The sequence below is a fragment of the Loktanella fryxellensis genome (assembly GCF_900110065.1).
Classification (GTDB): Bacteria; Pseudomonadota; Alphaproteobacteria; order Rhodobacterales; family Rhodobacteraceae; genus Loktanella; species Loktanella fryxellensis.
This window is the reverse complement of sequence record NZ_FOCI01000001.1, coordinates 273,876-288,325: the sequence shown is the minus strand read 5'-3', so window position 1 is coordinate 288,325 and position 14,450 is coordinate 273,876. Positions and strand designations below refer to the sequence as shown.

Here is a 14,450-nt window from a genome sequence, read left to right as displayed (position 1 = left end):
GTCAGCCGTCGCAGATCGCCTGCAACTGCAACCACTCCGCATCGGTCAGGACCGGCTCGATCGTGCGGTCCTGCATCGGGTCGTTGGTGATCAGCGTGGCCCCGTTCTGGTCACGCGCACTGCGCAGCACCGCATAGGGCGCGCTTGGTAGGCGGGCGGCGGCAAAGGCCGCCAGCAGCGCATCCTCGGTCGGCGGGGCAGGGTCGGTGGTCAGCAGAAAGGCCGCATAATCCGGCAAGACCCCGTCCGGCAGCGCGCCCGTCGACAAGAGCGTGACTGTCGCCGCGAGGCCCGCGTGGTGCAGCAGGTCGTCCAGCGGATCGGTGCCGCGCGCGGTCGCCGCCACGATGTCGCCCGCAATCACCGACGGATCGTCGTAGCGGGCCATCACAGCGCGGTCCACGACGATCAGCCCGCCGGGCAGGGTCAGCGGGCCGGGCAGGGCGGCTGGCAGCACGACGACCTGACCCGCCAGACCATCGACCCCGAACAGGCGCGTCTGCAGCCGCTGCAGGGCGCTGCGGCCCGGGGCACTGCGGCACACCGGACCGGTGCGGGCCTGCAGATAGCCGAGCACGGTCGCGCCGATCTCGGCCCTGCGCTGGTCGTCGATGCTGGCCACCGTCTGGTTGCGCAGCAGGTCAGGCCCGACGGCGGCGCCCAGCCCCAGCACACCAAGCAGGACCAGCGCCGTCAGAGCCTGCCGCAGGCGACCGCGCCGGGGGGCGGCGCGGATCAGCGTGTCGCGGACCAGACCGATCGCCTCGATCATCGCGGTGTCGTCGATTTCCAGCGTCTCGGTGGCGTCGACATCGGGGGCGAAGATCGCCGGATGCTCGTCCGGGTTCAGCCGCTTGACCGCCGGAAGCGACCAGTGCGACAGGGGCCGCCCGGCGCCGTCGGCCACCACCAGCGTCGCATCGCCGAAGGACACGATGACCTCGCGCCGCTGGTCGCCACGGCTGGGACGCCACAGCCCGAGGCTTTCCAGCCGGTCATATTGCGGAAGTGCGGTCATGGGGCCTGCAACGCGTCCTTTTCTGGCACCCTAGAGCAGAGTGGTCGCGGTTACGAGGGCAGCGCTGCCGTCTTGCGCAATTCGAACTTCTGGATCTTGCCGGTCGAGGTCTTGGGCAGCTCGCCGAACACGACGCGCTTGGGCGACTTGAACCCCGCCAGCCGCGCGCGCACGAAGGCGATCAGGTCGGCTTCCGTGACGCTCTGTCCCGCCTTCAGCTCGACAAAGGCGCAGGGCACCTCGCCCCATCTGGCGTCGGGCTGCGCCACCACCGCACACAGGCTGACCGCGGGGTGGTGCATCAGCGCGCCCTCCACCTCGACGGACGAGATGTTCTCGCCACCCGAGATGATGATGTCCTTGGCCCGGTCGGTGATCTGGATGTAGCCGTCGGGGTGCTGCACCGCGAGGTCCTCGGTATGGAAATAGCCACCGGCAAAGGCTTTTTGCGTGGCCTCCGGGTTGCGGTAGTAGCCCTTCATCACTGCGTTGCCGCGCATCGCGATCTCGCCCTGCGTGGCCCCGTCGCGGGGGACGGGGCGCATCGCCTCATCCAGCACGACGATGTCGTCCATCATCGGCATCAGCACGCCCTGACGCGCCTTGATCGCGGCGCGGGCATCCTCCTCCAGCGTGTCCCACGCCGCGTTCCAGATGCATTCCGTCGCAGGGCCAAAGGTTTCGGTCAGACCGTAAACTTGCGTCACGTTGAACCCCAGCTTGGCGATGGCGGCCAATGTCGCGGCGGCAGGTGGTGCGCCTGCGGTGAAGACCTCGACCACGTGGGCAAAGGGGCGGCGGTCGGCGTCACGGGCGTTCACCAGCATGTTTAACACGATGGGGGCCCCGCCGAAGTGGGTCACGCCGTGATCCGCGATGGCGGCATAGATCGCCGCCGCCGTCACGTCGCGGCAGCATACGGCGGTGCCACCCAGGAGCGGCATCATCCACGTGTGCGTCCAGTTGTTGCAATGGAACAGCGGCACGATCTGCAGCATCACCGGATGCAGCACCATGCGCCACGCGATCTGGTTGCCGAAGGTCGCCAGATACGCCCCCCGGTGGTGATAGACCACGCCCTTGGGCCGCCCCGTCGTGCCGGAGGTGTAGTTGAGCGCGAGGCTCTCCCACTCGTCCGTTGGCATGATCCACGCGAAATCCGTGTGACCAGCGGCCATGAGGTCGTCGTAGGTGCGATGCCGCCCGCTGGTCGCGATCCCCGCCACCGCATCCGCCACCTCGATCAGCAGGGGCGGGGGCGTCTCCATCAGGGCGACGGCGGCCTCTGCCAGGGCCACGAACTGGCTGTCGGCCAGCAGCACGCGCGCCCCGCCGTGGGACAGGATGTAGGCCACGGTGTCCTCATCGAGCCGGGTGTTGATCGTGTTGATCACGGCCCCGCAGGCGGGCACGGCAAAGGACGCCTCCGATTGCGCAGGCACGTTGGGCAGCAGGGTGGCGACCACGTCACCGGGGGCCACGCCGATGCCTGCCAGCGCCCCCGCCAACCGGGTGACGCGGGCGTGATACTGCGCATAGGTCAGCACGTCGGGACCATAGGCGAGGGCCGGGCGGTCGGCGAAGACGTCCGCCGCACGGATCAGGTGCGACAGCGGCGTCAGCGGCGTGTAGTTGGCAGGGCCGCGGTCCAGCCCGGTTTCGTCCTGCATCCAGCCCATGTCCGTGCCCCCTATCGTTGCGTGCCCGTGCGCGTCACACTGGGCGCGAGGGCGGGACAGTTCAATGGGGTGCAGGGTGGTGCGAGGCGGTTGGCTGCGGTCTGACGCGGGGGTGTCATGATCCTGTCGCCGGGGCGGCGCTATGCCTTTGTCCACATTCCCAAGACCGGCGGCACCGCCATGGCGCTGGCGCTGGAGGCGCGGGCGATGCGCGACGACATCCTGATCGGCGACACGCCCAAAGCCCGCGCCCGGCGCGGGCGGCTGAAGCGGCTGGAGGCGCCCGGCCGGTTGTGGAAACACAGCCGCCTTACCGATGTGGCAGGTGTCGTGGACATGACGGGCTGGCGGATCTTCACCCTCGTGCGCAACCCGTGGGACCGGATGGTCAGCTATTACCACTGGCTGCAGGTCCAGCGGTTCGCGCATCCGGCTGTGCGGCTGGCGCAGGCGCTGCCGTTCGGCGCCTTCCTGAACCATCCGCAGACGGTGGCGGGGCTGCAGGCGCATCCCTATGCGGCCTATGTCACCGATGCGGCGGGTGTGGTGCGGGCCACCGACTTCATCCGGCTGGAGGCGGCGGAGGCGGACCTTGCCGGCGTGTTCGCGCACCTCGGGTTCCGGTTCGATCTGCCGCGTGCGAACGCAAGTGAGCGCCCCCGCGACTGGCGCGGGTTCTATGCCGATGCCGATGCAGCGCTGATCGCGCGGCTCTGCGCTGCCGACATCGCGCGGTCCGGCTACCGTTTCGACCCACTGGCTGTCTGAGGTGCACAGCCCCGGTGCGGTCGCGGGGCTAGGCGGTCGCCTGGCGCGGACCTAATCTGTAGGCATATCCAACAGGAGACGCGACCATGAGCTGGAACCCCGCCCTCGACCCCCATTGCCCGACCGGCGACGGCATCGACGCGATCGAGACCGTCATCGTCCCCCGCGCCCGCGATCTGGGCGGGTTCGAGGTGCGCCGCGCGCTGCCCGCGCCCAAGCGGCAGATGGTGGGGCCGTTCATCTTCTTCGACCAGATGGGCCCGGCGGAGTTCCTGACCGGGGCCGGCATCGACGTGCGTCCGCATCCGCACATCGGGCTGGCCACCGTGACCTACCTTCACGAGGGTACGATGCATCACCGCGATTCGCTGGGGACCGACCAGTGGATTTCGCCGGGCGCCGTGAACCTGATGGTCGCGGGCCACGGCATCACGCATTCCGAACGCACCGACGGCCCGGTGCGCGACGCGCCCCACCGTCTGCATGGCATCCAGACCTGGGTCGCGCTGCCTGCGGGGGCAGAGGATGGCGCGGCGGCGTTCCGACACGCCGGGGCAGACGCCCTGCCGGTGCTGGAGGGGGAGGGCAAGACCGTGCGCGTGATTCTGGGCGACGCCTGGGGTGCCCGCGCGCCGGTCGAGACGACATCCGAGATGTTCTATGCGGACGCTATCCTCGCCCCCGGTGCGGCGATCCCGCTGCCGGACGACACCGAGGATCGCGGCGCCTATGTGCTGGAAGGATCGGTGACGGTGGCGGGGCAGGCATTCGATGCAGGCCGCATGATGGTGTTCCGCCCCGGCGACCGGATCAGCATGGCCGCAGGCGCGCAGGGCGCGCGCGTCATGCTGCTGGGCGGTGCCACACTGGAAGGGCCGCGCCACATCTGGTGGAACTTCGTCGCCTCCAGCAAGGAACGGATCGAGGATGCCAAGGAAGCGTGGCGGCGCGGCGACTGGGCGCATGGCCGGTTCCAGCTGCCCCCCGGCGACGACGCGGAGCATATTCCGCTGCCCTGAGGCCGGCGTGGCGGGCCCCGCACCGACGGGCCTGCCCGGGGCGGTCCAAGGCCATCCGCACGCCCGTCCGACGCGGGATGCCGCCCGTGACATTTTGCGCTGGAAACTTGCGCGGACCGCTTGACGGGGGGGGCGGGCTTGCATAGGAGTGCGCCACGTTCGGTGCAGACGCCGGACGGGTCAAGGGCGGTTGTAGCTCAGTTGGTTAGAGTACCGGCCTGTCACGCCGGGGGTCGCGGGTTCGAGCCCCGTCAACCGCGCCATTGACCCTTCGTCCGTCTGCCCGCCGTTGAAATGCGCGGTTGTAGCTCAGTTGGTTAGAGTACCGGCCTGTCACGCCGGGGGTCGCGGGTTCGAGCCCCGTCAACCGCGCCATTTTACCCTTTTTCCAAGATAGAAAGTGTCGGACCCTCGCAAGGGGGGCCAGCCCCCCGTCCGCAGGGCGGACTCCCCCCGGGATATTTCCGACCAGAAGAAGCCGGGGACCGGTCTGCCTGATCGTGCGGGTTTCTTTGGATCTTTAAGGATCCATGAACCTGCCGGGCGACCCGCAAGTGCGGTCGCCCGGCAGGTGTGACCGTCAGTATTCGAGCCCGAGGGCCACGCCGCCGATCAGGAAGCATGCGCCGGTGATCAGCGCGATGCCCACGAGGTTCAGCACGACGCCACCGCGGACCATCTCCTTGATGCTGACGGCGCCCGAGCCGAAGACGATGGCGTTGGGTGGCGTGCCGACGGGGAGCATGAAGGCGCAGGTGGCCGCCAGTGCGGCGGGAATAAGCAGGCCCATCGGGTCTGCCCCGATGCCCACCGCCACACCGCCGAGGATCGGGATAAAGGTGGCGGCGGTCGCGGTGTTCGACGTGATCTCGGTCAGGAACAGCACGATGGTGGTCACGGCCACCACCAGCAGCACGGGCGTCAGCGCACCGAGGCCGCCGACCTGCGCGCCGAACCATTCGTCGAGGCCCGTGGAGGCCACCGCACCGGCCAGCGAAAGACCACCCCCGAACAGCAGCAGCACGCCCCACGGCAGGCCTTCCTCGGCGTCGCGCCAGTCGAGGACCATGGTGGTGCGCCCCTGCGCGGGCAGGATGAACAGCAGGATGCCCGCCCCGATGGCGATGGCCGTGTCGTCGAGATCGTCCAAGGGGCCCAGCGCATCGGTCATGCCCGGCAGGCTGGAGAGAAGCCCCGGCACGACCCAGAGGAAGGCGGCGCCGCCGAACACGGCCATCACCATGCGCTCGCCCCGGCTGACGGGGCCGAGATCGGCGATCTGGTCGGCGATCATCTGGCGACCGCCGGGAATCTCGGCCAGATCGAAGCGGTAGAGGACCCGCGTCATCAGCACCCAGCCGATCAGGATAAAGGTCAGCGCCAGGGGAAAGCCGATCATCATCCACTGCAGGAAGCCGATGTCGCGCCCCAGCTCGTCCGCCGCATAGCCCGCGACGATGGCGTTGGGCGGGCTGCCCAGCAGCGTGCCGAGCCCGCCCATGGTGGCCGACCACGCGATGGCGAGCACGAGGCACACGCCGAACATGCGGATCTGCGGATCGTTCACCACGTCCGACACGCGGCCACCGGCGGCCAGCGCCTCGCCCACCTCGGCGGTCTGCGCGCCGCGCGAACGGTCCACCACGAGGGTCAGGATCGACAGGCCGATGGGCAGCATCATCAGGGTGGTGGCCGTGTTGGACACCCACATCGACAGAAAGCCGGTCGCCAGCATCATGCCGAGGATGATGCGGCGCGGCTCCACCCCCACCTTGGCCAGTGTCAGCAGGGCGATGCGGCGGTGCAGGTTCCACTTTTCCATCGCGATCGCGATGAGGAAACCGCCGAGGAACAAGAACACGATGGAACTGGCATAGGGCGACGTCGCTTCGGCCACCGTGCGTTCGGTCAGGGCCGGAATCAGGACGATGGGCAGCAGCGAGGTGGCGGACAGCGGCACCGCCTCTGTCATCCACCAGATCGCCATGAGTGTGCCGATGCTGGCCACCATGCGGGCGTCGGCGGGCAGCGCCTCTGCGTTGCCCATGGCGAGCCAGACCGCGATGGCGGCCAGCACACCGCCGATGCGCGCCCCCCACAAGAAGGTGCCGCCCGTGTCCGGCGGCATCCCGGTGGCGCGGTCGTCGTATTCGCCCTGTTCCCTGATCGGCCCTGTCATCGCGCTCCCTCCGGTGATGTCGGACCGGCAGGGTGTCGGCTCTGGCCTCGAGATGCAAGGTCCGGAGCACGGGATCGACGGGTGCGATGGCGCGCGTGCCACGCGGGAACGATGAAAAGCGATGGAACGACACCGGTTCGCGGTGCCGTCGCACGCGTGCGCTGCGGTTGAGCAGCGATACGCGGTGGCGACGGGAGGTGGTTGCACCGGGTCGGCTGCGCGGGTGGCGTTTGGCGGCATGGGGACACGGCGGGGTGCCGGGGGCTGCATCCCGGTCAGGACGCAGGCCCGCCGTGTGGGGCGGATGCGGCCACAGGGCCCGCGTGTCTGTGGCACGTCCGGGCAGGGGGGGCGTGGACCGGCGTGCATCCGGGGCCGGTCAGCGGGCCGTGGTGGTGGGGGCGGCGGCGGTCGGGGTGCCGCCGCAGCCCCACGGCCTCAGCGCGTCATGGCATGCAGGATGCGGGCCCAGCTGCGCGTGCCCTTGTGGAATGACGACAGGTCGTATTTCTCGTTCGGCGAGTGGATCTGGTCATCGTCCTTGCCGAAGCCGATCAGCATCGCGTCCATGTTCAGGTATTGCTTGAAATAGGCGGCGATGGGGATGGACCCGCCGCAGCCGACATAGGCCGCGGCGTTGGGCCATTCGTCGGACAGCGCGCGGCGCGCCTGATCGAAGGCGGGATGGGTCGTGGTCATCTGGCCCGCGGCAGAGGCGCCGTGGCCGTGAAACTCCACCCGGCAGTCGGCGGGGATCATGTCCCGCACCATGGCGCGGAAACTCTCGCGGATGGCGTGCGGGTCCTGCGTTCCCACAAGGCGAAAGCTGATCTTGGCGCGGGCCTCGGCGGGCAGGACCGTCTTGAACCCGTCGCCGGTGTAGCCTGCGGTCATGCCGTTGACCTCGCACGTCGGGCGCGACCAGATCATCTCGAGCGGGCGGCGGCCCTGTTCGCCGGCGGGCAGCCGCAGACCGACGGCACCGAGGAAGGCGGATTCGTCGAACTTCAGGTCGTCCCAGGCGGCGGCCAGCTCGTTCGACAACTCCGGCACGCCGTCATAGAAGCCGGGGACGGTGATGCGGCCCGTGTCGTCGTGCAGGGACGCGATGACACGGGCCAGCACGCGGGCGGGGTTCACCGCCAGACCGCCGTACATGCCAGAATGCAGGTCCTTGTCGGGGCCGTGGATCGTCACCTCCTCGCCCAGCAGGCCGCGTAGTTGCGTGATGATCGCCGGCGTGTCGTCGCCGTAAAGTCCGGTGTCGCAGATCAGCGCGATGTCCGCGCGCAACAGGTCGGCGTTGTCCTGCAGGAACGGGATGAGTGACGGCGATCCCGACTCCTCCTCGCCCTCGCAGAAGATGGTGATGTTGGCGGGCAGGGCGCCGTGGATTGCCTTCCACGCGCGGCACGCCTCGAGGAATGTCATGAGCTGGCCCTTGTCGTCGGACGCGCCGCGTCCGCGGATCACGCGGCCCTTCGCCGTCTCCTCTACCGCTGGATCGAACGGATCGCGGTCCCACAGGTGCAGGGGATCGACGGGCTGCACGTCGTAGTGACCGTAGAACAGGATGTTCGGCCCGTCGGTGCCCCCCGAACGCGCCACCACCATCGGATGGCCGGGGGTCGCGTGCTTCCTTGCATCGAACCCCAGCGCGGTCAGGTCCGCCACCAGCCAGTCGGCGGCACGGTCGCAATCGCTTTTGTAAGCGGGATCGGTCGAGATCGACGGGATGCGCAGAAGGTCCAGCAGGCGGTCGGTCGCGGCGTCGAGCTGATCGTCGATCGCTGCCAGTACGGGGGCCAGCACGGGATCGAGGGTGGCGTCGGCAGTGTCATGGTCTTTCATCGGGGCAGAGCCTTGGGTTGGGAGGGGTTGACCCAAGGCTCTGCCCCTTTGGCGCAGAGGTCAAGCGGCGGGGAAGATCCCGATGATCTGGCCCGGATGCGCGGCGCGCTCAGTCTCGTCGATCAGGGCCACGGCATAATCCTCGGCCGAAATCTCGTAGGGAGCGTCCGGCACGGTCCGGTCGCTGACGCGGTAGTGGCCGGTGCGGGGGCCGGGCTGGATCATGAACGGCGGCGTGGCAAAGGTCAGGTTCAGGACAGAGGGCGCGAGGATCGTCTCATGCGCGCGGCGCATCGCCTGCGCCTCGGCCCGGTAGGCGTCGGGCAGGGTGTCGGCTATGGCGGTGCCGTCGGGCAGGTTCAGCGACCCCGCGCCGCCCACCATGATGAGGCGGGTGTCCCCCACACCGTCCACAAGCGCCTGCGCATAGGCCGCCGTTTCGCTGAACGGATCGTCGGTCTTGCGGGCGGACGCGGTGGCGATGACCACATCTTGGCCCTGCACCGCGTCCTGCAATGCAGGCACGTCGTGCAGGTCCAGCGCCAGGGGCATCACCGTGGCGCTGGCGGTGGCCGTGCCGCTGCGCGATGCGGCGGTGACGTGGTGGCCGCGCGATGCGGCCTCGGCGGTGATCGCGCTGCCGATCATGCCGGTGGCGCCAAGGATCAGGATCTTCATGGGGGTGCTCCAGTATGCTATTCATTGCGTATCACATACGGAGTGTGTAGCACGCACGGAAGGGGCACACCCCTTGCAGATGCTAACACCGAAGGAAGCGCCCCATGCCAGCCCGCCATGCCGCAGCCCACGCCTGTCCGATCCGCGACGTGCTGGACCGCGTGGGCGATGCGTGGACCGTGCTGGTGTTGACGGAACTGCAGACGGGGCCGTGCCGGTTCAACGCGCTGGGCCGCGTGGTGGACGGGATCAGCCCCCGGATGCTGGCCGCGACCCTGCGGCATCTGGAACGCGACGGGCTGGTCACGCGCAGGGTGCTGGACTGCAAGCCGCCGCAGGTGGAATACGCGATAACTGCACGCGGGGCATCGCTGCACGCGGCGCTGGGCGGGCTGGTGGACTGGGCCGCGGCGCATCAGCCCGACATCAACCAATCGCGCCGCCGGTTCGACGATGCGGTGGCCCGACCGGCGCGGTGACACAAGGTCGCGTGTTGCCCCACGGGGACGCGCCCTATATGCAGCCCATCAACGGATGCGCCCGATATGTCATCGCCGGACGCGCCATCCCACGAAAGGACATTCGGTGAATTACGAGGCAGCCCTGTCGACCGCGATCCAACGCCTGCATGACGAGGGTCGCTACCGGACATTCATCGACATCGAACGCACCCGTGGCCAGTTCCCCGACGCGGTCTGGAACCGCCCCGACGGCGGCAAGGCCCCGGTGACGGTCTGGTGCGGCAACGACTACCTCGGCATGGGCCAACACCCGGTCGTGCTGAACGCGATGCACGAGGCGCTGGATGCCACCGGCGCCGGGTCTGGGGGCACGCGCAACATTTCGGGCACCACGGTCTATCACAAGGCACTGGAGGCTGAACTGGCCGACCTGCACCGCAAGGAAGCGGCGCTTCTGTTCACCAGCGCCTACATCGCCAACGATGCCACGCTGTCCACGCTGCCGAAGTTGTTTCCGGGCCTCATCATCTATTCCGACGCCCTGAACCACGCCTCGATGATCGAGGGGGTGCGCCGCAACGGCGGGCAGAAGCGCATCTTCCGCCACAACGACGTCGCACACCTGCGCGAGCTGCTGGAGGCGGACGACGCCGACGCGCCCAAGCTGATCGCCTTCGAGTCGATCTATTCGATGGACGGCGACTTCGGTCCGATCGAGGCGTTCTGCGATCTGGCGCTGGAATTCAACGCCCTCACCTATATCGACGAGGTGCACGCGGTCGGCATGTACGGCCCGCGCGGGGCCGGTGTCGCCGAACGTGACGGGCTGATGGGGCGCATCGACATCATCAACGGCACGCTGGCCAAGGCGTACGGCGTGATGGGTGGCTACATCGCCGCTTCGGACCGGATGTGCGACGCAGTGCGGTCCTATGCGCCCGGCTTCATCTTCACCACCTCCTTGCCACCCGCCATCGCGGCGGGGGCTGCGGCCAGCGTGCGGCACCTGAAGACCGATCAGGCGCTGCGCGACAGTCAGCAAACGCAGGCCAAGATCCTGAAACTGCGGCTCAAGGGGCTGGGCCTGCCGATCATCGACCACGGCAGCCACATCGTGCCGCTGATGGTGGGCGACCCCAAGCACACCAAGATGATGTCCGACATGCTGCTGGAGCAGTTCGGCATCTACGTGCAGCCGATCAACTTTCCCACCGTCCCGCGCGGCACCGAGCGCCTGCGCTTCACGCCGTCGCCGGTGCACGGCCCGCGCGAGATGGACCGTCTGGTGGCCGCACTGGACAATCTGTGGGCACATTGTGCGCTGAATCGCGCCGAAATGGCCGGTTGATGGTTCTGCATCTGTGCAACACGCCGTCGTGTGCTAGACGGGCTGTCAAGCAACCTTAACACAGATGATTCGACAGAGTCAGACCGGTGTTGTAGGTTGAACTGGGGCAGGCACACGGCGGAACGGCAATGATCGTAAAGAGCTTTCGGCGCGCCAAGGCGGCTGAAGACACCGAAACCAAAGGTTTCGACGCATTCGACATGCGTCTTGGCGACATGATGCGCGGCGAACGTGCCACCATGGGCAAGAGCCTGCTGGACGTGCAGCGCGAGTTGAAGATCAAGGCCGCCTACATTGCCGCGATCGAGAATGCAGACCCCGCAGCCTTCGACACCCCTGGCTTCATCGCAGGCTACGTGCGGTCCTATGCCCGCTACCTGCAGATGGACCCGGATGTCGCGTTCGAAACGTTCTGCCGCGAAAGCGGGTTCTCGACGGCGCACGGCATGTCGGCGGCCGCCTCCTCGACCCGCGCGCCGCGTGCGGACGTCCCGCAGGCAGGTCTTGGCAAGGACATCTTCTCGGCGTCGGCCACCCCCTTCGTGCCGCGCGGCGAACGGCTGTTCTCCGGGATCGAGCCGGGTGCCATCGGCTCCATCCTCGTGCTGGTCGCACTGATCGGCGGTCTTGGCTATGGCGGCTGGTCCGTCCTGCAAGAGGTGCAGAAGGTCCGTCTGGCCCCCGTGGACCAGACGCCCGTGGTGCTGAGCAACCTTGACCCGCTGGCGGGTGGCGGCATGGCGCAGATGGCGGACGCGGCCCAGCAGACCGGGCCCGGCTATACCCCGCCCACGCCGGAGGCGCTGGATCGCCTCTATCGTCCGCAGGCGCTGGACGTGCCGGTGCTGGTCGCGCGGGACGCCCCGATCTCGACCCTGATGGCCGATGCGCCCAGCGCGCTGGGTCTGGCGGGCGTGGACAGCGGTCTGGCGCAGGCGGTCGAGGATGCGGTGATCGCCGCACAGGGTCTGGTGATCGACACCCCCGGGGCGGATGGCACCGTGGCCCCCGGCACGATCCGCGTCAGCGAAGGCCCGGTGCCCGAGGTGCAACTGGTCGCCGTGCGCCCCGCCTGGGTGCGCGTGCGCGCCGCCGACGAGTCGGTGATTTTTGAGGGGATCATGAACGCCGGCGACACCTTTGCCCTGCCCGCGACCGAAGAGCCCGCGACCCTGCGCGTGGGCGAAAGTGGCGCCGTGTATTTCGCCGTCAACGGTCAGCATTATGGGCCGGCCGGTCCCAGCGGGCAGGTCACGTCCAATCTGGCGCTGTCCGCCGACAACCTGACGACGACCTATCAGGTCGCCGATCTGGGCCGCGATGGCGACCTGGCCGCCATCGTGAATGTGGCCGAGGTGGCCGTGCCGGCACAGACGGTGCCCGGCGGCGCAGCCCCGCAGGTGCCGCTGGCCGACTGAGCCGCGGCACACTGCTGCGGCGTCTGCAGCCCATCACAATCGCGGCGCTTGTGGTTGCTGGTTGGCGACCAAGGGCATAGGTTGCGGCCAACAGCCCCGATGAGAAGTCAGTCCTATGTCATCCCTGCATTCCATCCGTCCCTGGCGCCAGATCGACCGTCGCAAGAGCCGTCGGATCATGGTGGGCAACGTGCCCGTGGGCGGCGATGCCCCGATCACCGTGCAGACGATGACCAACACCCTGACCACCGACGTCAAGGCGACCATCGCCCAGATCCAGGCGGCGGCGGATGCGGGCGCAGACATTGTCCGCGTCTCGGTCCCGGACGAGGCGAGCAGCCGCGCCCTGCGCCTGATCGTGCCCGAGGTCAGCGTGCCGATCGTGGCGGATATCCATTTTCACTACAAACGCGGGATCGAGGCCGCCGAGGCGGGCGCCGCCTGCCTGCGGATCAACCCCGGCAACATCGGTGACGAGACCCGGGTGAAGGAGGTCATCAAGGCCGCCCGCGACCACAACTGTTCCATCCGCATCGGCGTGAACGCCGGATCGCTGGAACGGCACCTGCTGGACAAATACGGCGAACCGACCCCCGACGCGATGGTCGAAAGCGGCATGGATCACATCAAGATCCTGCAGGACAACGACTTTCACGAGTTCAAGATCAGCTGCAAGGCGTCCGACGTGTTCATGGCCGCCGCCGCCTATCAGAAGCTGGCCGAACTGACGGACGCTCCCATCCACCTCGGCATCACCGAAGCGGGCGGCCTGATGTCGGGCACCGTGAAGTCCGCGATCGGCATGGGCAGCCTGCTGTGGGCCGGGATCGGCGACACGATCCGCGTCAGCCTGTCCGCCGACCCGGTGGAAGAGGTCAAGATGGGGTTCGAGATCCTGAAATCGCTGGGCCTGCGGCACCGTGGCGTGAACATCATCTCCTGCCCGTCCTGCGCGCGGCAGGGGTTCGACGTGATCCGTACCGTCGAGGCGCTGGAAAAGCGTCTGGAACACATCAAGACCCCGATGAGCCTGTCGATCATCGGCTGCGTCGTCAACGGCCCGGGCGAGGCGCTGATGACCGACGTGGGCTTCACCGGCGGCGGCAACGGGTCGGGCATGGTCTATCTGGCGGGCAAGCAAAGCCACAAGCTGAGCAACGATGCGATGATCGACCACATCGTCGAACAGGTCGAACAGCGCGCCGCCGTGCTGGACGCAGAAGCGGCGCAGGCAGAGACGGCGGCGGAATAAGCTGCTCTGCGCGGCCTCAGCCGCGCAGATCGTCCACCAGCCGCTGCAGGTCGGCGGCGGGCACATAGCCGCGCACCATCTGGTCCTGCACCACGAACGTCGGCGTCCCGCTGATCGCCAGACTCTCGCCAAGCGCGCGGTTGGCGGCGATGCGGCGCTCCACCTCCGGGTCTGCGGTGCCCGCCATGATCGCCGCCCCGTCCAGATCGAGGCTGTCCGCCAGCGCCAGCAGGCTGTCTTCCGTGATCTCGCCGTTGAAGCTCATCAGCGTCTCGTGGACCGCCTTGTAGGCGTCCTCGCCCGCGACGATCTGCGCGGCCATGGCGAACTGCGACGCCAGCACCGACTGTTCGCCAAGAATCGGGAATTCCTTGACGATGAAGCGGATGTTGCCGTCGGCCTGCAGCAGGCTCTCGATCTCGGGGAAGGCGCGTTTGCAATAGCCGCAACGGTAATCCATGAACTCGACCACGGTGATGTCGCCGTCCGGATTGCCGCCGACCCATGAATAGCCGTCGTTCAGCAGCGCCTCCGACTGGGCCGCGACCATGTCCTGATCGGCCAGTGCGGCCATCTCGGCCTCCTGCGCCTGCAGGATGCCGACGGCTTCCATGATGACCTGCGGGTTTTCCAGCAGATAGGCGCGGACGCGCTCGCCGAAGGCGGCATCGTCATCCTGTGCGGCGGCAGGCAGGCCAAGGGTCAGCGTCAGGGCGGTGGCGGTCAACAGGGCACGGGTCATCTGGGGCACTCTCGGGTTCATTCGCCCGACACTATGC

General features: G+C 68.3%; 12 protein-coding genes and 2 tRNA genes. 8 read left to right on the top strand and 6 right to left on the bottom strand.

Going from position 1 to position 14,450, the window contains the following annotated elements:
* Nucleotide 1: 1 nt before the first annotated feature.
* Both BMX16_RS01375 and BMX16_RS01370 read right to left on the bottom strand, forming a co-directional pair.
* A complete protein-coding gene (locus BMX16_RS01375) occupies nt 2-1,018 on the bottom strand; it encodes a hypothetical protein (protein WP_245731202.1) in 1,017 nt (338 codons plus the stop codon).
* A gap of 50 nt (nt 1,019-1,068) precedes the next feature.
* Complete coding sequence (locus BMX16_RS01370; protein WP_089897902.1) at nt 1,069-2,697, bottom strand: AMP-binding protein; 1,629 nt, start codon at nt 2,695-2,697, stop codon at nt 1,069-1,071.
* Between the two features lie 117 nt (nt 2,698-2,814).
* On the opposite strand from BMX16_RS01370, the gene BMX16_RS01365 reads away from it, so the two are divergent.
* The 4 genes from BMX16_RS01365 to BMX16_RS01350 all read left to right on the top strand — a co-directional run bounded on the left by BMX16_RS01365 (nt 2,815) and on the right by BMX16_RS01350 (nt 4,859).
* Nucleotides 2,815-3,465 carry a sulfotransferase family 2 domain-containing protein gene (locus BMX16_RS01365; protein ID WP_089897900.1) on the top strand — a complete coding sequence of 217 codons (651 nt, stop codon included), beginning with the start codon at nt 2,815-2,817 and terminating at the stop codon, nt 3,463-3,465.
* Nucleotides 3,466-3,551: 86 nt separating this feature from the next.
* Entirely contained in the window at nt 3,552-4,484 is a 933-nt protein-coding gene (locus tag BMX16_RS01360) for a pirin family protein (protein WP_089897898.1), read from the top strand.
* Nucleotides 4,485-4,670: 186 nt separating this feature from the next.
* Nucleotides 4,671-4,747: transfer RNA gene (locus tag BMX16_RS01355), tRNA-Asp, on the top strand.
* A 35-nt stretch (nt 4,748-4,782) separates the two neighbouring features.
* Nucleotides 4,783-4,859, top strand: a tRNA-Asp gene (locus tag BMX16_RS01350).
* A 205-nt stretch (nt 4,860-5,064) separates the two neighbouring features.
* On the opposite strand, the gene BMX16_RS01345 is transcribed toward BMX16_RS01350, so the two are convergent.
* The 3 genes from BMX16_RS01345 to BMX16_RS01335 form a co-directional block, all read right to left on the bottom strand.
* The gene (locus BMX16_RS01345; RefSeq protein WP_089897896.1) at nt 5,065-6,663 is read right to left on the bottom strand and encodes an SLC13 family permease; all 1,599 of its coding nucleotides are present in this window, start codon (nt 6,661-6,663) and stop codon (nt 5,065-5,067) included.
* A gap of 438 nt (nt 6,664-7,101) precedes the next feature.
* Nucleotides 7,102-8,514 carry a M20/M25/M40 family metallo-hydrolase gene (locus tag BMX16_RS01340; RefSeq protein ID WP_089897894.1) on the bottom strand — a complete coding sequence of 471 codons (1,413 nt, stop codon included), beginning with the start codon at nt 8,512-8,514 and terminating at the stop codon, nt 7,102-7,104.
* 60 nt (nt 8,515-8,574) lie between these two features.
* Nucleotides 8,575-9,192 (bottom strand): NAD(P)-dependent oxidoreductase, encoded by a 618-nt coding sequence (locus BMX16_RS01335; RefSeq protein WP_089897892.1) that lies wholly within the window; start codon nt 9,190-9,192, stop codon nt 8,575-8,577.
* A gap of 104 nt (nt 9,193-9,296) precedes the next feature.
* Between BMX16_RS01335 and BMX16_RS01330 the strand changes: the two genes are divergently transcribed.
* The 4 genes from BMX16_RS01330 (at nt 9,297) to ispG (ending at nt 13,671) form a co-directional block, all read left to right on the top strand.
* Nucleotides 9,297-9,671, top strand: a complete 375-nt coding sequence (locus BMX16_RS01330) for a winged helix-turn-helix transcriptional regulator (protein ID WP_089897890.1) — start codon at nt 9,297-9,299, stop codon at nt 9,669-9,671.
* 106 nt (nt 9,672-9,777) lie between these two features.
* A complete protein-coding gene (gene hemA, locus BMX16_RS01325) occupies nt 9,778-11,001 on the top strand; it encodes a 5-aminolevulinate synthase (protein ID WP_089897888.1) in 1,224 nt (407 codons plus the stop codon).
* 128 nt (nt 11,002-11,129) lie between these two features.
* Complete coding sequence (locus BMX16_RS01320; RefSeq protein ID WP_089897886.1) at nt 11,130-12,419, top strand: helix-turn-helix domain-containing protein; 1,290 nt, start codon at nt 11,130-11,132, stop codon at nt 12,417-12,419.
* A 115-nt stretch (nt 12,420-12,534) separates the two neighbouring features.
* Nucleotides 12,535-13,671: a flavodoxin-dependent (E)-4-hydroxy-3-methylbut-2-enyl-diphosphate synthase gene (ispG, locus tag BMX16_RS01315; protein ID WP_089897884.1), complete on the top strand. Its 1,137-nt coding sequence runs from the start codon at nt 12,535-12,537 to the stop codon at nt 13,669-13,671.
* Nucleotides 13,672-13,687: 16 nt separating this feature from the next.
* Here ispG and BMX16_RS01310 read toward each other — a convergent pair whose 3' ends face one another.
* On the bottom strand, nt 13,688-14,413 hold the full coding sequence (locus BMX16_RS01310) for a DsbA family protein (RefSeq protein WP_089897882.1): 726 nt from the start codon (nt 14,411-14,413) through the stop codon (nt 13,688-13,690).
* Between the last annotated feature and the right edge of the window lie 37 nt (nt 14,414-14,450).